Origin of the sequence: Pseudomonas sp. DWP3-1-3b3 (genome assembly GCF_049896305.1) — a bacterium.
Taxonomy (GTDB): Bacteria; Pseudomonadota; Gammaproteobacteria; order Pseudomonadales; family Pseudomonadaceae; genus Aquipseudomonas; species Aquipseudomonas azotoformans_A.
In genome coordinates, this window is the sequence record NZ_JAFCUA010000001.1 from 990,124 (window position 1) to 1,007,935 (window position 17,812).

The following is a 17,812-nucleotide window of genomic DNA, read 5'->3' on the forward strand; positions in this document are numbered from 1 at the left end:
AGCCTGGTGACAGATCCGCCATGAATACTCAATTTTCCTGCGTTGGTTGCGGCAAATGCTGCTCCGACCACCACGTGCCCCTGACCCTCGCAGAAGCCCGGATGTGGGCGGCGGACGGCGGTAGCGTTATCGTTCTGGTGGAGGGTTTCCTAGGCAATGGCCTGGGCCTGCCCCAGCAGCAACGCGAACATGCCGAGCGCCGTTCGGTGGTGGTGCCCAGCGGCAATACCGAGGCGTTTGTGGCAATCACCTTTGCCGCCTACAACGCCGGACGCTGCCGGAATCTTGACGACGACAACCGGTGCCGCATCTATGAGCGCCGCCCATTGGTGTGCCGCATCTACCCGATGGAAATCAACCCGCATATCCCGTTGAACCCCGCCGCCAAGGATTGCCCGCCGGAATCTTGGGAACAGGGGCCGGCACTGATCGTCGGCGGTGAGCTGATGGACCAGGAACTGGCTGAACTGATCCGCCGCTCGCGCCAGGCCGACCGCGACGATGTGCAGACCAAAGAGGCGGTGTGCGCTTTGCTGGGCATTCGCACCACGGCGCTCAAGGGTGATGGATTTACCGCTTACTTGCCGGACATGGGCGCCTTCGCCCAGGCGATTGAGTTGGCGATGAATCAGCCGTCCGTGGCCAATGAATGGGTGTTCCATGTGTCGGGAATGGATATCGCCGAACAGGTGCTGGATGCCGGGGCGCAGATTGCCACCGAAGTGCCGGCCAACTATGCGTTTATCCCGCTACGCGCGGCTTAGACCAGAACTCTCGCGCCAACTGACGCAAATCCTCCGCCAGCGCCGCCACATCGCTTGAGCTGAGCTGGCTCTGCTGCCCGGCGCTGACGGTGGCCTCCCCGGCGTTTCGGATGCCGACGATATTGCGGTTGATGTCTTCGCTCACCGCGCTCTGCTCCTCCACAGCTGTTGCGATCTGCTGGCTCATGGCGGTGATTTGCGTGACGCGCTGGCTGATTCCATCCAGCGCGGCGGCGGCCCGTTGCGCTTGTTCGACACTGGCCTCGACATGCTCACTGCTTTGCGCCATGGCCTGCACCGCGTCCCGCGCGCCGCCTTGCAGGGTGCTGATCATGCGCTGGATTTCATCGGTCGATTGCTGGGTGCGCTGGGCCAGGCCGCGCACTTCATCGGCCACCACGGCAAACCCGCGCCCCTGCTCACCCGCGCGTGCAGCCTCGATAGCGGCATTCAGCGCCAGCAGGTTGGTCTGCTCGGCAATCGTGCGGATCACTTCCAGCACGCTGCTGATCTCTCCGCTGTGGCTTTCCAACTGGTGAATCACCTCAGTCGCCCGCGCCAGTTCCTGGGACAGGCGCAACACGGCATCACGGCTTTGATCCACGCGCTGATGGCCTTCGCGGGTTTCGCTGCCAGCCTGGTCGGCAGCCTTGGACGCCTGCTGCGCATGATTGGCCATTTCGGCCACACTGGCGGCCATCTGGTGGATCGCCGCCGCCACTTGGTCGGTCTGGGTTTGCTGCCCCAAGCTACTGGCGTGGCTGCTGTCGAGGTGCCGCACCAATTGCGCGGCATGGCCAGACAGGCGCTGGGACGCATCGCCGATACGGCCCACTACGGCGCCCACCTGGGCTTCGAGCATATGCAAGGCAAACTCGACCTGCCCGCACTCGTCGCGGCGTCCGGTGTAGATCGCCTGGCTCAAGGGGTTGTCGGCGATACGGCGCGCCCGCGTTTGCAACTGGGCCAGGGGCCGCAGGATCACTTGCACACCCACAGCCCCGACCGCACAGCCCACCAACAGCGCCAGTAATTGCCAAGGCAACGCATATTCCACCAAGCCCAGGCCCAGCGCCCAGGTCCCACCACAGGTGACCGCGACCCACGCCACCAGTTTCATGCCCATGCCGATGGCCGGCCACGCCGGGCGCTTGCCGGCTCGCAAGCGTGCGTAGGCCCGCTCTGCCAGGGCAATACTGCGGGCATCCGGCTTGGTACGCACCGATTGATACTCCACCGTCGTTCCGTCGCGGGTGACCGGCGTGGCATAGGCGCTGACCCAATAGTGATCGCCGTTCTTGCAGCGGTTTTTCACCATGCCCATCCACGACCGCCCGCCCTTGAGGGTTTGCCACATATGGGCAAATGCCTCGGGTGGCATATCCGGGTGGCGCAGCACGTTATGCGGCATGCCCAGCAACTCGTCACGGCTGTAGCCGCTGATGTCGATGAAATCCTGGTTGGCGTAGGTCATCGCGCTGGTCAGGTCGGTGGTCGAAAGGATGTTGGCGTCGGGGGCAACGTCCACATTCCGACCGGTGACCGGCAGATTGATCTTCATGGAGAAGCGCGCTCGTGATTGTTGGAGGAGTCGGCAGGGCGTCGACTCTAAGCGCACCGAGAGGGCAAATACTGATCCAGCTCATGTTCCGCGCAATTAATTAGCCATCATTGTGGGGCCAATCGATAAGGCGCAAGGATCCGTTGGTATTCGCCATTGTGCTTGAGCTGTTCGAGGGCGCGGTTGAGCTCCGTGCGTAAGGCCGTGTCGGTATTGCGCAGCGCAATCGCTACACCATCACCCAACATCTCGGCGGATACGGCGGCGCCCATGAAGTCGAAATCCTCGCCGGCTGCTGTGTCGAGCAACGCGCTGCGCATTTCGACGGTGCCCTGCAAGGTTGCATCGATATCGCCTGCCACCAGGCTGCGGATCAATTCGTCGTTGAGCCAGAAGCTTTTGATGATCACCCCTTTTCCGGCCCACTGAGTCCGAACGAAGGCTTCGCGATTGCTGCCCAGCAGCACACCGACCCGCTTGCCTTTGAGGGACGTTGTGGTTGGCGTCAGCCCTGAGTCTCGGCGTGCCACCAGCCGTGTCGTGAAGGGATAGAGGATATCGGTGAAACTCACCCAGCGCCGCCGCTTCGGGGTTGGCGCGATCCCCATGATTGCGTCGAATTGGCGGGCTTCAAGGTCTGCGAAGTTCTCCACCAGCACCTGGTCGACCCAGGTACAGCGCACATTCAATTGCTGGCAAAGGGCATTTCCCAATTCGATATTCAGGCCGACCAACTGCCCTTGCGGGTTACGGCTTTGGAAGGGCGGAAATTGCGCGGCGACGGCGAAACGGATTTCACGTCGCGGTTGATCCAGGCCAGCGACGGCATCCACTGCAAGTAACAGGGCAAGCGCTACACACAGGCGTACAAAGGCCACAGGATACGTCCTTTTCCGGAAAGAGCTCCCTCCTGCCCAGCCGGGTAAAAAATCAGGGCTGGACAGAAACTGTGCAAGCTTTCAAGAAAGGATCGCAGGCCTACAAGCAGAAAGTTCGGCGATCAGCGTAGGCAACGTCCGCGAAACATTTCAGCGAATTATTCTTAACGTTTACCCATGGAGCGGCGAGTGCCCGGCGGTGCCATGCCTGGAGTCTTGGTATGACCGTTCTTGGCGCCGTTCTTGTACCAGGGCTGGGCGTTATTCTTGCTCCCCTCCAGCTCACCCGGCTTGAAAGGAAACTTGAACGCCGGGATCTCGGCTTTTTCAACGCCATCGGCGCTGGCCGAATCGACGAGATCGGTCGCTTCAACAGGGGATTGTGTCGGGGATGTCATGAAAGCTCCGGGGCGTGCAGGAAGTGATGCGGGCACACATTAAGGGCCACGTATGTAGGAAGTATACCTGCGCAACGCAAATCTTTGACCTGCGTCGTACGAGTGGTCAGGCCTTTACTGACGCGGCTGTCAGATAGCGGTCACTTTACTGACCGGGTCCGCAGGCTATAAATACTCACCCCATCTCTTTCCCTTCGTCCTGGCGCCTTACCGCATGCACATTCCTAGAAGAAAAACTGCAGTGATCGTGGGAGTCCTCATCCTACTGGCCGTGGCGGCCTGGGCGCTGACCCGGCCCGCCAAGACCAAGCTGGTCGCCTCCACGGCCGTGCCGGTCCGCGTGATGAAAGTGGTGGAACAGGATTTGCCACGCTACGTCACGGGCATCGGCTCGGTGCTGTCGTTGCACAGCGTGGTCATCCGCCCGCAAATCGACGGCATCCTCACGCGATTGCTGGTCAAGGAAGGGCAACTGGTCAAGGCTGGCGATCTATTGGCGACCATCGATGACCGCTCGATCCGCGCCAGCCTTGACCAGGCCAAGGCGCAACTGGGCGAGAGCCAGGCGCAGTTGCAAGTGGCCGTGGTCAACCTCAAGCGCTACAAGGAACTGAGCGTTGATGACGGCATTTCCAAGCAGACATACGACCAGCAACAGGCACTGGTCAACCAACTGAAAGCGACGATACAAGGTAATCAAGCCGCCATCGACGCGGCCCAGGTACAGCTGTCGTACACGCAGATTCGCTCACCGGTCACCGGCCGCGTCGGTATCCGCAGCGTGGATGAAGGCAACTTCCTGCGCATGAGCGATGCTCAGGGGCTGTTCTCGGTCACCCAGATCGACCCGATTGCCATCGAATTCTCCCTGCCGCAGCAGATGCTACCGACGCTGCAAGGCCTGATCGCGGCCGCTTATCCAGCACGCGTGGACGCCTACCTCGGTGCCGATACCGAAAGTGAAAACTCCGACCTGCTGGGCCAGGGCCGCTTGAGCCTGATCGACAACCAGATCAGCGGTACCACCGGCACCATCCGCGCCAAGGCCGAATTCAGCAACAGCACGCAGAAACTCTGGCCGGGCCAACTGGTGACGATCAAGATCCAGACCGCCCTCGATCGCAATGCCTTGGCAGTCCCGCCCAGCGTGGTGCAACGCGGCCTGGACTCGCACTTCGTGTACCGCGTCAACGGCGACAAGGTCGACATCGTGCCAGTGCAAGTGGTGTATCAGGACAGCGACCGCAATATCCTCAAGGGCATCCAGGTGGGCGATGTGTTGGTCAGCGATGGTCAGTCGCGGCTCAAGGCCGGCGCCAAGGTCGACATTCTCAAAGAGCCACCCCAGGCGATCCAGACCGCTGACGCCAAGGTGCAGCCATGACGACATCGCGGGGATCGATTTCCGCCTGGTGCATCGACCGTCCGGTCGCCACCCTTTTGCTGACCTTTGCCCTGGTACTGCTCGGGCTGATTGCCTTTCCCAAGCTGCCCATCGCCCCGTTGCCGGAGGCAGAATTCCCGACGATCCAAGTGACCGCGCAACTGCCCGGCGCCAGCCCCGACACCATGGCATCGTCGATTGCGACCCCGCTGGAGGTGCAGTTCAGCGCCATCCCCGGCATGACCCAGATGACGTCCAGCAGTGCTTTGGGCTCCACCCTGCTGACCCTGCAATTCACCCTCGATAAGAGCATCGACACCGCTGCACAGGAAGTGCAGGCCGCCATCAACACCGCCGCCGGCAAACTGCCGAGCGACATGCCAAGCCTGCCGACCTGGCGCAAGGTCAACCCGGCAGACAGCCCGGTGCTGATCGTCAGCGTCAGCTCCCATGACATGCCAGGCACCGAACTGAGTGATCTGGTGGAAACCCTGCTGGCCCGACAGATCAGCCAGATCGACGGCGTTGGCCAGATCAACATTACCGGCCAGCAACGCCCGGCGATTCGCGTGCAGGCGTCTCCCGACAAGCTCGCCGCCATCGGCTTGACCCTGGCCGACATCCGCCTGGCGATCCAGCAATCGAGCCTGAACCTGGCCAAAGGTGCGTTGTACGGCAAGAACAGCGTGTCCACCCTGGCAACCAACGACCAACTGTTCCACCCGGATGAATACGGCGACCTGATTGTTTCCTACAAGAACGGCGCCCCTGTTCAACTGCGCGACGTGGCCAAGGTGGTTGATGGTTCAGAAAACGCCTACGTTCAGGCCTGGGCCGTGGATACACCCGGCGTCAACCTGGTGATCACCCGCCAGCCTGGCGCCAACATTGTCGAGACCGTGGAGCGCATCCAGGCCGAACTGCCGCGCCTGGAGGCCATGCTGCCGGCCTCGGTGCAGGTCAGCGTGTTGATGGACCGCACCACCACCATCCGCGCCTCGCTGCACGAAGTGGAAATGACCCTGTTGATCGCCGTGTTACTGGTGATCGGCGTGATGGCGATTTTCCTGCGCCAGTGGTCGGCAACCGTGATTGTGTCCAGCGTGCTGGGTGTGTCGTTGATCGCCAGTTTTGCCTTGATGTATGTGATGGGCTTCAGCCTGAACAACCTGACCCTGGTCGCCATCGTGGTGGCCGTGGGGTTTGTGGTGGACGATGCAATTGTGGTGGTGGAGAACATTCATCGCCACCTTGAGACAGGGTTGGACAAACGCGAGGCGGCAATCAAGGGCTCCAGCGAAATTGGCTTTACGGTGGTGTCCATCAGCGTGTCCCTGGTGGCGGCGTTCATCCCGCTGCTGTTCATGGGCGGCGTGGTCGGCAGGCTGTTCAAGGAGTTTGCCTTGACCGCCACCTCGACCATCCTGATTTCCGTGGTGGTGTCCCTGACACTCGCGCCGACCCTGGCCGCATTGTTCATGAATGCGCCCAGCCATCGTCCCCATGACAAACCCGGCTTTGGTGAAAGGCTGCTGGCAGCCTACGAAAGAACCCTGCGCCGCGCCCTGGCCCATCAGCGCACCATGGCCGGCATTTTCATGCTGACCCTGGCGCTGGCCGTGGCCGGCTATGTGTTTATCCCCAAGGGATTCTTCCCGGTACAGGACACCGGTTTCATCCTTGGCACCAGCGAGGCAGCTGCGGACGTGTCTTACCCGGACATGGTCGAAAAGCACAAGGCGCTGGCTGAGATCATGAAGGCTGATCCGGCTGTGCGCGCGTTCTCCCACTCCGTCGGCGTGACCGGTAGCAACCAGACCATCGCCAACGGTCGCTTCTGGATTTCCCTTGTTCCCCGAGGCGACCGGGATGTCTCCGCCAGCCAATTCATCGATCGCATCCGCCCCAAGCTGGCCAAGGTGCCGGGCATCGTGCTGTACCTGCGTGCGGGCCAGGACATCAACCTGAGCTCCGGCCCCAGCCGTAGCCAATACCAGTACGTACTCAAGAGTAACGACGGCGCAACGCTGAACACCTGGACCCAGCGCCTGACCGAGAAATTGCGCTCCATACCCGCGTTCCGCGATATCTCCAACGACCTGCAACTGGGCGGCAGCATTACCCACATCACCATCGACCGTCGCGCCGCCGCACGTTTCGGCCTGACCGCCACCGACGTCGACCAGGCGCTCTACGATGCCTTCGGCCAACGCCAGGTGAATGAGTTCCAGACCGAAATCAACCAATACCAGGTGGTGCTGGAACTGGACACCCAGCAGCGCGGCAAGGCCGAAAGCCTGAATTACTTCTACCTGCGCTCGCCGCTCACCAACGAAATGGTGCCATTGTCGGCAGTCGCCAGTGTCGATGCGCCCACCGTCGGGCCGTTGTCCATCAGCCACGACGGCATGTTCCCGGCCGCCAACCTGTCCTTCAACCTGGCGCCCGGTGTGGCGTTGGGCGATGCGGTGATCCTGCTCAACCAGGCGAAAAACGAAATCGGCATGCCCGCCTCGATCATCGGTAACTTCCAGGGGGCGGCGCAGGCGTTCCAGAGTTCGCTGGCCAGCCAACCCTGGTTGATCCTTGCGGCGCTGGTGGCGGTCTACATCATTCTCGGTGTGCTGTATGAAAGCTTCGTGCACCCGCTGACGATCATCTCGACGTTGCCCTCGGCCGGCCTGGGCGCCCTGATCATGTTGTGGCTGTTGGGCCAGGACTTCTCGATCATGGCGCTGATCGGCCTGGTGCTGTTGATCGGTATCGTCAAGAAGAACGGTATCCTGCTGATCGACTTCGCCCTGGATGCCCAGCGCACACGGGGGCTGTCGCCCCATGATGCGATCTTCGAAGCCTGCATCACACGGTTCCGGCCGATCATCATGACCTCATTGGCCGCGTTGCTCGGCGCCCTGCCCCTGATGCTCGGCTATGGCGCCGGTGCGGAACTGCGCCAGCCGCTGGGTATCTCGGTGGTCGGCGGCCTGCTGGTGAGCCAGGCGCTGACGCTGTTCACCACGCCGGTCATATACTTGTACCTTGAGAAGTTTTTCCACAAGCCCAAACCAACGCCCGCGTTGGCGGCCACACAATGAGGCTGAGGCCCCGGCCTGGAGCAGAAGGCTCATGCGCGTCCTGATTATTGAAGATGAAGAAAAAACCGCGGATTACCTGCATCGCGGCCTGACAGAGCAAGGCTACACCGTCGACGTGGCGCGCGAAGGCGTCGAAGGCTTGCATCTGGCGCTGGAAAACGACTATGCGGTAATCGTGCTCGACGTGATGCTGCCCGGCCTCGATGGCTTTGGCGTGTTGCGAGCGCTGCGTGCGCGCAAGCAGACACCGGTGATCATGCTGACTGCCCGCGAGCGTGTGGAAGACCGCATCCGTGGCCTGCGCGAAGGCGCCGACGACTACCTGGGCAAGCCGTTTTCCTTCCTGGAACTGGTGGCCCGCCTGCAAGCCCTGACCCGCCGCAGCGGTGGGCATGAACCAGTGCAGGTGACCGTCGCGGACCTGTGGATCGACCTGATCAGCCGCAAGGCCAGCCGCAACGGCCTGCGCCTGGACCTGACTGCCAAGGAGTTCTCGCTGCTCAGCGTATTGGCGCGGCGCCAAGGCGAAATCCTGTCCAAGACCGCGATTGCGGAAATGGTCTGGGACATCAATTTCGACAGCGACGCCAACGTCGTGGAAGTGGCGATCAAGCGCCTGCGCGCCAAGCTCGACGGGCCGTTTGACACCAAACTGCTGCACACCATCCGGGGCATGGGGTATGTGCTGGAGAGTCGTAGTGTCGGCTAACTCCATCGCCCTGCGCCTCAGCAGCATGTTCACGCTGGTAGCGGCGTTGATCTTCCTGTTGATCGGCGGCGCGCTGTATCAGCAGGTGGACCGCAGCCTGGGTTTGTTGCCGGGCGCCGAGTTGGATGCGCGCTATAGCGTGTTGGAGTCTTCGGTCAACCGCTTCGGCACGCCGGACCATTGGGTGAAGATGCAAGCCAAGCTCAAGTTGCTGGGCGAGGAAGACAAACGCATCCGCTTCTGGGTAGTGAGCAGCGATCCGAACTACGAGTATGGCAACCCCGACGCGCAGATCCGCGCCTTTGCCGAGGGGCCGACGGGCAAGCGCGACTTGCGCTTGCCGGGGCGCAAATACCCGTTCAAGGTGCTGGTGAGCCAGTTCCCGGCCAAGGATCAGCGCCCGCCGCTGCGTTTCATGATCGCCATCGATACCGAGAATTTCCGGGCCACCCAGCACCATCTGTTGGTCGCGTTGGTCAGCCTCGCATTGGTCGGCGTGGTACTCGCTTCGCTATTGGGTTTCTGGGTCGCGCGCATCGGCCTCAAGCCGTTGGGCAAGCTCTCGGATGAGGCGCAGAAACTCGCCCCCCCCAAGCTCTCCGGTCGTCTGCAGCTGTCGCCGTTGCCGCCGGAACTGAGCCAGTTCGTCAACTCGTTCAACTCCACCCTGGATCGCGTCGAGCAGGCCTATTCGCGCCTGGAGTCGTTCAACGCCGACGTGGCCCATGAACTGCGCTCGCCGCTGACCAACCTGATCGGCCAGACCCAGGTGGCCCTGACCCGCGGGCGTTCGGCCGAGCATTACTTCGAAGTGCTGCAATCCAACCTCGAAGAACTGGAGCGCCTGCGTTCAATCATCAATGACATGTTGTTCCTCGCCAGCGCCGACCAGGGCAGCAAGGCCACCAAGCTGATCGAAAGCTCCCTGGCCGATGAAGTGGCCACCACCCTCGATTACCTGGACTTCATCCTCGAAGACGCCCAGGTCGAGGTGCAGGTACGCGGCGATGCCATGGTGCAGATCGAAAAAGCCCACCTTCGCCGTGCGCTGATCAACCTGCTGAGCAATGCGGTACAACACACCGCGCCCGGACAGGTCATCGTTGTGAACATCGAGGTGCAGGAACACCAGGTGGCCATCGGCGTGACCAACCCCGGTGACGCGATTGCCAGCGAGCATCTGCCACGCCTGTTCGAACGGTTCTATCGGGTGGACGCGTCGCGCAGCAACAGCGGGGCCAATCACGGCCTGGGACTGGCCATCGTCAAGGCGATTGCCTTGATGCACGGCGGTGATGTGTTCGTGCGCAGCGACGGCGGCGGGAATACGTTTGGCATCACCCTGCCGGTCTAACCTATGACTGTTGCGATTTGGGCAACAGTCATTATCTTGTTACACTCTGTATCGTACCGCTCGCCTGCGTTAATTTGACGCATCGATGAGCGCGACGGCAAAGGCAGTCTCCGCTTACCCGAATTTCCCTCGACTTTTTTCCAGGGCTCTACACTGGGAATCTGTCTTAAAGCCGCTGACTTCAGCGGCTTTTTTTTGCCGTAAAAAAGGCCAGGCACACCCAACGACATTGGCCGTTTTCGATTGACCAAAGGAGCTCCACCGGTGAAGAACTCGCTGACGTTCACCCCGTTATTCCTCGCAATTGCAGCAACGATTGCCCCGCTTGCCCACGCGGCAGACACCACCCCCGCCGACGGTTTTGTCGAAGGCGCCCACCTCACCATCAACACCCGCAACTACTACATGAACCGCGACCGTCGCGACATTCACACCGATGACAGCAAGGAATGGGGCCAGGGTTTTCTCGGCACCTTCGAATCCGGCTACACCCAAGGCACCGTCGGTTTCGGCCTGGACGCCCACGCCATGCTCGGTCTCAAACTGGACGGCGGTGGCGGCACCGATGGTTCCAGCATCCTTCCGTACGGCAGTGGCAACGGCAAGGCGCCCGGCTCGTTCTCGACGGCCGGCGGCACCTTGAAAATGCGTGCGTTCGATACCGAGTTGAAAGCCGGCGACCTGTTCCTCAACAACCCAGTGATCGCCGGCGGCATGACCCGTATGCTGCCGCAGACCTTTCGCGGTGTGAGCCTGACCAACCACAGCCTCGATGGCTGGATGTTCGAAGGCGGCCAGGCCAGTTTCACCAAGCTCTACAACCAGAGCGGCCATCGCCGCATCGGCACCAGCTACGGCGCTCTGCCGAACAACACCGATAGCCAGCACATGAACTGGGCCGGTGTATCGTTCAGCGGCATTGAAGGGCTGACCAGCAACCTCTATGCCTCCGAACTCAAGGACGTGTGGAACCAGTACTACTACGACCTGGACTACACCTACGCGCTGAATGACCTGATCAGCCTCAACCCAGGCCTGCACTACTATCACACCCAAGACACCGGCCAGTCACTGCTGGGGGATATCGACAACAACACCTACAGCCTGCACTTCACCGTCGGCGTGGGAAACCACAGCGTCACAGCCACCTACCAGCGAGTCAACGGCAACACGCCGTTCGACTACATTGCCCAGGGCGACAGCATCTACCTGGATAATTCCCAGCAGTATTCCGATTTCAACGGCCCCAACGAACGCTCGTGGAAGCTGAAGTACGCCTACGACTTCGCCGGCCTCGGCATGCCCGGCTTGACCTCGGCCGTGTCCTACATCAGCGGTAAGACCGACCTGACCAAGGTCGACCCGCAAAGCCGTGGCTACAGCGCCTGGTACAGCGCCGATGGCAAAGATGCCAAGCACTGGGAACGGGACATCGACCTCAAGTACGTGGTACAGGGCGGCAAGGCCAAGGACTTGGCCGTGCGCCTGCAATGGGCGACCAATCGCGGCAGTAACGGCTACTCGGCGGTGGATCGCGACGTGGATGAATACCGGGTGATCGTCGATTACCCGATCAACGTGTTCTGACGGACAGATCTTTCTTTTTAACCAAGTATTTAATTTTCATCGGGTAGAACTAAACTGCCAGCATCCTCACCGCTGAAGTCTGCCCGATGAGTCAATCCAGTTCTCGCACCCTGCCGGCACGCCCGGAGCTGTTTCTGATGCTGGGCAGTGGCCTCACTGTCGTCCTGATTGTGGTGATCGTCGCGGCGCTGCTGATCCGCGAACATGCCAGCACCTTGCAGGCCGCCAAGCGCGCCACCAGCAACATCACCCAACTGATCAATGCCGATGTGCTGCGCAACGTCGAACTCTACGACTTGGCGCTGCAAGGGCTTATCGCTGCCACTACGCGGCAGGACTTGAGTCAGGTTTCGCCGGACATCCGGCATCTGGTGCAGTTTGATCAATCCACAGCGGCCCCCTTCAAAGGTGAAGTGCTGTTACTGGACGCCAACGGTGCGGTGATTGCCGACTCTTCGACGCTGTGGCCGACGCCGCGCAACTTTGCCAATCGCGATTACTTCCAGGCCCATCAACGTACATCCCAGGCCGGGTTGTTCATCAGTCGCCCATTCAAGATCCACTGTGCCTGCGACCAGGTGTGGCGCATTGCATTTAGCCGCCGGGTTTCCGGCCCCAACGGTGAGTTTGCCGGTGTGGCCGTGGCGACCATGCGCTTGGCGTATTTCGATCAACTGTTCAACCGCCTGGCCATCGGCAATGGCAGCTCTGTCAATTTGCTCAATACCCACGGCATCCTCCTGGCCCAGCAGCCGTTGCTGGAACGCGACATGATCGACAAAGACCTGAGCGATCGCCCCAACTTCAAACGCATGCTGCGCGAGGGCGAAGGGAGTTTCCGGGCGATCTCCGCCCTTTCCGGCCAGGAACGCCTGTATACGTTCAGCAACGTCGGTGAGTTGCCGCTGATTGTGGTGGTGGCGCTCTCCGCCGATGACGTATTCGCGCCCTGGCAACGCGCCGCGCTGCTGGTCAGCAGTGCCACCGGCATCCTCTGTGTCGGCTTGCTCTGGCTGACCTGGATGCTGCGCCGGGAATTGCGCCGCCGTTATCGCACCGAACGCGTGCTGTCAGAACTGGCAGCCACCGACGCCCTCACCGGCCTGGCCAACCGCCGTATCCTGGACGAACGCCTGCGCCTGGAATGGGATCGCGCGCAACGTTCGACCGAGCCGCTGACGGTGCTGATGATCGATGTGGACCACTTCAAGGCGTTCAACGACCGCCACGGCCATCACGGCGGCGATGAAGCATTACGCACTGTCGCTCAGGTGATCGGTACCAATATCCGCCGCCCGGCCGACCTGGCCGCGCGCTATGGCGGCGAAGAGTTTGCGGTGGTGCTGCCGGTGACCGATGCCAAGGGCGCCTGGGTGATTGCCGAGCATATCCGCAGCGGTATCGAGCACTTGCCGAGGGTGGGAGGAGATGAACAGCCGATTACGGTGAGCATTGGCATGAGCACTTGGGACAAGCGCAGCCGTCAGTCGCTGGAGGCGTTGTTGCTGAGTGCGGATCAGGCGCTCTACGAAGCCAAGCACACCGGGCGTAACCGTATTGTGGATGCGAATAACCAGGCATAAAAAAAGGCCACCCGAAGGCAGCCTTTCAAAACTAAAGAAAGAGAGTTGTTACTTACACCGCCGCAACGGGACGCATGTAAGAGATCGGTGCGGTGCTGGCATCTTCGAAGGTCACGACTTCCCAAGCGTCTGTCTGCTCAATCAACTTGCGCAGCAGCTGGTTGTTAAGGGCGTGGCCCGACTTGAAGCCTTTGAACTCGCCTATCAGGCTATTGCCCAGCAGGTAGAGGTCACCGATTGCATCGAGGATCTTGTGCTTCACGAATTCGTCTTCGTAGCGAAGGCCGTCTTCGTTCAGTACACCATCCGCGTCGACCACAATGGCGTTTTCAACGCTGCCGCCGAGTGCGAGGTTGTGCTTGCGCAGGTACTCGATGTCACTCATGAAACCAAAGGTACGGGCGCGGCTGACTTCTTTTACGAACGAAGTGCTGGAAAAATCCACGCTTGCACTTTGGGTGCGGTCACGGAATACCGGGTGATCGAAATCGATCTCAAAGCTCACTTTAAAGCCTTCGAACGGGACGAAGGTGGCGCGCTTGTCGCCGTCTTCTACTGTCACTTCCCGCAGAATGCGAATGAACTTCTTGGCTGCGTCCTGTTCTTCCAGGCCGGCAGATTGAATCAAGAATACGAAGGGTCCAGCGCTGCCATCCATGATCGGGACTTCGGACGCGGAGAGCTCGACGTAGGCGTTATCGATGCCCAGGCCAGCCATGGCCGAGAGCAAGTGCTCCACCGTGTCCACTTTGACGTCACCGTTGACCAATGTGGTCGACATCGTGGTTTCGCCAACGTTTTCCGCGCGAGCAGGAATCTGCACCACAGGGTCCAGGTCGGCACGAACAAACACGATGCCGGTGTCGACAGGTGCGGGCTTGAGGGTCAGGTATACCTTCTCCCCGGAGTGCAGACCTACACCTGTGGCACGGATAATATTCTTCAGGGTGCGTTGTTTAATCATGGCTTGGACCGCTTGAGCGCAAATTGCGAACTGGTATCAACAAAGGCTGGCGATAATAGCAGACCAGACCTTTGCTGAACACCAATCACCTTCATAGCCCTGATACATTCCATTAATCGGCCTGACGACGCAGGAATGCCGGGATGTCCAAGTAGTCCAGATCATCTTGCGGATTCGGGCTACGGGACGCCGCAGCACCGGCTTGAGCCTGGTTGCGCATCACGGTCGGACGGTCCAGGTCACGGTAGTTCACCGACGGCAGTTCCTGGCGCGAAGGCGCTGGAGCGGCAGCCGCTTGGCTCGCGTGGCTGGCTTGGGCGTTGTGCAGGGTGTTGTCGATCACCTTCACAGGCTTCTCGATTTTTGCACCCAGGCCGGTCGCAACCACGGTCACATGCAGCTCGTCGCGCATGTCCGGATCGATCACGGTGCCGACTTTGACCATCGCGTGCTCGGAAGCGAAGGCTTCGATGATGCTACCCACGTCGGAGTACTCACCCAGGGACAGGTCAGGACCGGCGGTGATGTTCACCAGGATGCCGCGTGCACCTTGCAGGTTCACGTCTTCCAGCAACGGGTTGCGGATCGCCGCTTCAGTGGCTTCACGTGCACGATTCGGACCGCTGGCGCAGCCAGTGCCCATCATCGCCATGCCCATTTCGCTCATCACGGTGCGTACGTCGGCAAAGTCGACGTTGATCATGCCTGGGCGCTTGATGATGTCGGAGATACCGCGAACGGCACCGGCCAGTACATCGTCAGCCTTGGCGAACGCGGACAGCAGGCTGGCGTCCTTGCCCAGGATGGTCAGCAGCTTCTCGTTGGGGATGGTGATCAACGAGTCGACGCTTTCAGACAGCAGACGGATACCTTCGTCGGCGATCTGCATGCGCTTGCGACCTTCGAACGGGAACGGACGGGTCACGACAGCGACCGTCAGAATGCCCATTTCCTTGGCCACTTCGGCGATGATCGGCGCAGCACCAGTACCGGTACCGCCGCCCATGCCGGTGGTGATGAACACCATGTTGGTGCCTTGCAGCACTTCGGCAATACGCTCGCGGTCTTCCAGGGCGGCTTGACGGCCGACTTCCGGATTGGCGCCAGCGCCGAGGCCCTTGGTCACGGCTGTGCCCAATTGCAGGATGGTCCGCGCGCCGATGCTTTTCAGCGCCTGGGCATCAGTGTTGGCGCAGATGAATTCAACGCCTTCAATGTTGCTCTTGACCATGTGGTTGACAGCGTTGCCGCCGCCACCGCCGACACCGATTACTTTGATAACCGGGCTTGCGGGGATGTTGTCTACGAGTTCGAACATGTTCCCTCTCCTTTCATTTCTCTAGTTTTTTCGCCTACTGCTTACAACGGTGTCGCGGTAAATCTTTAAAAATTGCCTTTGACCCATGCCTGCAACCGCTCGAACAACGGCGCTTTCGCCTCGTCGTCACTGCGGTAGCTGTCACGATTGCTCGGGCCCGACAGGGAAATGCCGTCGGTCTGCTTTTGCAGCCCGTACAACAGCAAGCCCACACCGGTGGAGTAAATCGGGTTGCGCACCACGTCGCCCAGGCCTTTGACGCCATGGGGCACGCCCAGGCGGACGGGCATGTGGAAGATTTCCTCGGCCAGTTCGACCGCGCCTTCCATCTTCGAGGTGCCACCGGTCAGCACGATGCCGGCCGGGATCAGATCTTCGTAGCCGCTGCGGCGCAGTTCAGCCTGGATCAGGGTGAACAGTTCGTCGTAGCGCGGCTCGACCACTTCGGCCAGGGCCTGGCGCGACAGTTCGCGCGGTGGACGGTCGCCCACGCTCGGCACCTTGATGGTCTCGCCGGCACCGGCCAGTTTGGCCAGGGCGCAGGCGTAGCGAATCTTGATTTCTTCGGCGTACTGGGTCGGTGTACGCAGCGCCATGGCGATGTCGTTGGTCACCTGGTCACCGGCAATCGGGATCACGGCGGTGTGACGGATCGCACCCTCGGTGAAGATCGCGATGTCAGTGGTGCCGCCGCCGATGTCAACCAAGCATACGCCCAGTTCTTTTTCGTCGTCAGTCAGTACCGAATAGGCCGAGGCCAACTGCTCAAGAATGATGTCGTCGATTTCCAGGCCGCAGCGGCGCACGCATTTTTCAATGTTCTGTGCGGCGTTGACGGCGCAGGTCACCACGTGGACCTTGGCTTCCAGACGTACGCCCGACATGCCCAGGGGCTCGCGAACGCCTTCCTGGTTGTCGATCACGTAATCCTGCGGCAACGTGTGCAGCACGCGCTGGTCAGCCGGGATCGCCACGGCCTGGGCGGCGTCGAGCACGCGTTCAAGGTCGGCGGAGCTGACTTCGCGGTCGCGGATCGCCACGATGCCGTGGGAGTTCAGGCTGCGGATATGGTTGCCCGCCACGCCAACGAACGCCGAGTGGATCCGGCAACCGGCCATCAGCTGCGCTTCTTCGATGGCGCGCTGGATCGATTGCACGGTGGACTCGATGTTCACCACCACGCCCTTCTTCAGGCCCCGGGACGGATGCGTACCAATACCGACGATTTCGATAACGCCGTCTTCCCCGACCTCGCCCACCAGCGCCACCACTTTGGAGGTGCCGATGTCGAGACCGACGATCATTTTGCCGCTTTGCACGTTTGCCATGGGTCCTGCCTCTTCTTAATTCTTCGCGACAGCGGGTTGCGCTGCCGTGGGCGCTGCCGGTTCACGCCAGCCGACGGCCAGGCCGTTGGCGTAACGCAGGTCGACGCTCGCAATGTTCGTAATCTGTTCTTTCAAGGTCTTGTCATAGATGGCAATGAAGCGGCGCATCTTTTCCACCAAGCGGTCGCGTCCCAGCAACAACTGGATGCCCGGGCCGGAACTGCCTGCCCCGGTCGTCAAAAACCAGCTACCCCGTTCACGCAGTTCCAGGCGTGCAATGGAGAAGCCCATGGGACGCAGCATCTGGCTCAAGGCCTGGTACTGCTGCATCACTTGTTGCTGCGCCCGCTGCGGCCCGAACAGCTGCGGCAGGTGCTCATAGTTGGCCAGCTCACGCGGGGTGAACGCCTGGCCCTGGTTGTTCAACAGCGCTTCGTCGCCCCAACGGGCCACGGGCAGTTGTTCTTCCAGGCGGATCGTCACCTGGTCCGGCCATACGCGGCGGACTTCGGCGTGGGCGATCCACGGCATTTGCTCCAACTCGGCGCGCATACCGGCCAGGTCGATGGTAAAGAAGCTCGCCGCCAGGTACGGCCCGATGCGCTGCTGCACCGCTTGCTGGCTGATGTAGCTCAAGTCGCCCTGCACGCTGATCTTGGTGATCGGCCGGTCGGCATACGGCAACAGACGCTGCGCGCCTTCGTAGGTTCCGAAACCCAGCACCACCAGCAACACCGGCCAGAACAGCGCCTTGAGGAAACCAAAGTTGGCTTTCGGCAGGCGCGCCGACATCGGCTCTTTAGCCACCATTCGGCTGGCACCCCGTGGCACCGGCTTGCGGCTCGGTGCTTGTGGGGGCTGATGACGAAGCGATGCGCCTTTCATGTCC

At 61.1% G+C, this 17,812-nt stretch carries 14 protein-coding genes and 1 pseudogene; 7 read left to right on the plus strand and 8 right to left on the minus strand.

The features are described 5' to 3' along the window. Positions 1-20 precede the first annotated feature (20 nt). Positions 21-764: a YkgJ family cysteine cluster protein gene (locus tag ACP7BX_RS04815; RefSeq protein ID WP_426128219.1), complete on the plus strand. Its 744-nt coding sequence runs from the start codon at positions 21-23 to the stop codon at positions 762-764. Here ACP7BX_RS04815 and ACP7BX_RS04820 read toward each other — a convergent pair. The 4 genes and pseudogenes from ACP7BX_RS04820 to ACP7BX_RS04835 form a co-directional block, all read right to left on the minus strand. Continuing rightward, positions 742-1,809, minus strand: a complete 1,068-nt coding sequence (locus ACP7BX_RS04820) for a methyl-accepting chemotaxis protein (protein WP_426128456.1) — start codon at positions 1,807-1,809, stop codon at positions 742-744. The genes ACP7BX_RS04815 and ACP7BX_RS04820 overlap by 23 nt on opposite strands. A gap of 234 nt (positions 1,810-2,043) precedes the next feature. Then, a pseudogene (locus ACP7BX_RS04825) lies at positions 2,044-2,325 on the minus strand (PAS domain-containing protein); the annotation flags it as partial. Between the two features lie 107 nt (positions 2,326-2,432). Further along, positions 2,433-3,203: a transporter substrate-binding domain-containing protein gene (locus tag ACP7BX_RS04830; protein ID WP_314528674.1), complete on the minus strand. Its 771-nt coding sequence runs from the start codon at positions 3,201-3,203 to the stop codon at positions 2,433-2,435. Between the two features lie 164 nt (positions 3,204-3,367). Next, positions 3,368-3,601, minus strand: coding sequence for a hypothetical protein (locus tag ACP7BX_RS04835; protein WP_033899501.1), 234 nt, complete (start codon positions 3,599-3,601; stop codon positions 3,368-3,370). 214 nt (positions 3,602-3,815) lie between these two features. Between ACP7BX_RS04835 and ACP7BX_RS04840 the strand changes: the two genes are divergently transcribed. The 6 genes from ACP7BX_RS04840 (at position 3,816) to ACP7BX_RS04865 (ending at position 13,313) form a co-directional block, all read left to right on the plus strand. Next, a complete protein-coding gene (locus tag ACP7BX_RS04840; protein WP_269132882.1) occupies positions 3,816-4,985 on the plus strand; it encodes an efflux RND transporter periplasmic adaptor subunit in 1,170 nt (389 codons plus the stop codon). Beyond that, complete coding sequence (locus tag ACP7BX_RS04845; protein ID WP_033899497.1) at positions 4,982-8,080, plus strand: multidrug efflux RND transporter permease subunit; 3,099 nt, start codon at positions 4,982-4,984, stop codon at positions 8,078-8,080. Before ACP7BX_RS04840 ends, ACP7BX_RS04845 begins: the two co-directional genes overlap by 4 nt. A gap of 31 nt (positions 8,081-8,111) precedes the next feature. Beyond that, complete coding sequence (locus ACP7BX_RS04850) at positions 8,112-8,789, plus strand: heavy metal response regulator transcription factor (protein WP_033899495.1); 678 nt, start codon at positions 8,112-8,114, stop codon at positions 8,787-8,789. After that, positions 8,779-10,143 (plus strand): heavy metal sensor histidine kinase, encoded by a 1,365-nt coding sequence (locus ACP7BX_RS04855; protein ID WP_426128216.1) that lies wholly within the window; start codon positions 8,779-8,781, stop codon positions 10,141-10,143. Before ACP7BX_RS04850 ends, ACP7BX_RS04855 begins: the two co-directional genes overlap by 11 nt. A 264-nt stretch (positions 10,144-10,407) precedes the next feature. Beyond that, a complete protein-coding gene (locus tag ACP7BX_RS04860; RefSeq protein WP_426128214.1) occupies positions 10,408-11,730 on the plus strand; it encodes an OprD family porin in 1,323 nt (440 codons plus the stop codon). A gap of 86 nt (positions 11,731-11,816) precedes the next feature. Continuing rightward, positions 11,817-13,313: a sensor domain-containing diguanylate cyclase gene (locus ACP7BX_RS04865; protein ID WP_061435358.1), complete on the plus strand. Its 1,497-nt coding sequence runs from the start codon at positions 11,817-11,819 to the stop codon at positions 13,311-13,313. 52 nt (positions 13,314-13,365) lie between these two features. On the opposite strand, the gene lpxC is transcribed toward ACP7BX_RS04865, so the two are convergent. From lpxC to ACP7BX_RS04885, 4 genes are all read right to left on the minus strand, one after another. Beyond that, complete coding sequence (lpxC, locus tag ACP7BX_RS04870; RefSeq protein ID WP_003171886.1) at positions 13,366-14,277, minus strand: UDP-3-O-acyl-N-acetylglucosamine deacetylase; 912 nt, start codon at positions 14,275-14,277, stop codon at positions 13,366-13,368. Between the two features lie 112 nt (positions 14,278-14,389). Beyond that, positions 14,390-15,595 carry a cell division protein FtsZ gene (gene ftsZ / locus ACP7BX_RS04875; RefSeq protein WP_016974964.1) on the minus strand — a complete coding sequence of 402 codons (1,206 nt, stop codon included), beginning with the start codon at positions 15,593-15,595 and terminating at the stop codon, positions 14,390-14,392. A 65-nt stretch (positions 15,596-15,660) separates the two neighbouring features. Further along, positions 15,661-16,923, minus strand: a complete 1,263-nt coding sequence (ftsA, locus tag ACP7BX_RS04880; RefSeq protein ID WP_010213031.1) for a cell division protein FtsA — start codon at positions 16,921-16,923, stop codon at positions 15,661-15,663. Between the two features lie 15 nt (positions 16,924-16,938). Continuing rightward, positions 16,939-17,808: a cell division protein FtsQ/DivIB gene (locus ACP7BX_RS04885; protein WP_016974963.1), complete on the minus strand. Its 870-nt coding sequence runs from the start codon at positions 17,806-17,808 to the stop codon at positions 16,939-16,941. Positions 17,809-17,812 lie beyond the last annotated feature (4 nt).

Coding starts and splice junctions, on each gene's coding strand:
- ACP7BX_RS04835 (WP_033899501.1), bottom strand. CDS start 3,601: ATGACATCCCCGACACAATCCCCTGTTGAAGCGACCGATCTCGTCGAT.
- ACP7BX_RS04885 (WP_016974963.1), bottom strand. CDS start 17,808: ATGAAAGGCGCATCGCTTCGTCATCAGCCCCCACAAGCACCGAGCCGC.
- ACP7BX_RS04865 (WP_061435358.1), top strand. CDS start 11,817: ATGAGTCAATCCAGTTCTCGCACCCTGCCGGCACGCCCGGAGCTGTTT.
- ftsA (WP_010213031.1), bottom strand. CDS start 16,923: ATGGCAAACGTGCAAAGCGGCAAAATGATCGTCGGTCTCGACATCGGC.
- lpxC (WP_003171886.1), bottom strand. CDS start 14,277: ATGATTAAACAACGCACCCTGAAGAATATTATCCGTGCCACAGGTGTA.
- ACP7BX_RS04845 (WP_033899497.1), top strand. CDS start 4,982: ATGACGACATCGCGGGGATCGATTTCCGCCTGGTGCATCGACCGTCCG.
- ACP7BX_RS04840 (WP_269132882.1), top strand. CDS start 3,816: ATGCACATTCCTAGAAGAAAAACTGCAGTGATCGTGGGAGTCCTCATC.
- ftsZ (WP_016974964.1), bottom strand. CDS start 15,595: ATGTTCGAACTCGTAGACAACATCCCCGCAAGCCCGGTTATCAAAGTA.
- ACP7BX_RS04850 (WP_033899495.1), top strand. CDS start 8,112: ATGCGCGTCCTGATTATTGAAGATGAAGAAAAAACCGCGGATTACCTG.
- ACP7BX_RS04815 (WP_426128219.1), top strand. CDS start 21: ATGAATACTCAATTTTCCTGCGTTGGTTGCGGCAAATGCTGCTCCGAC.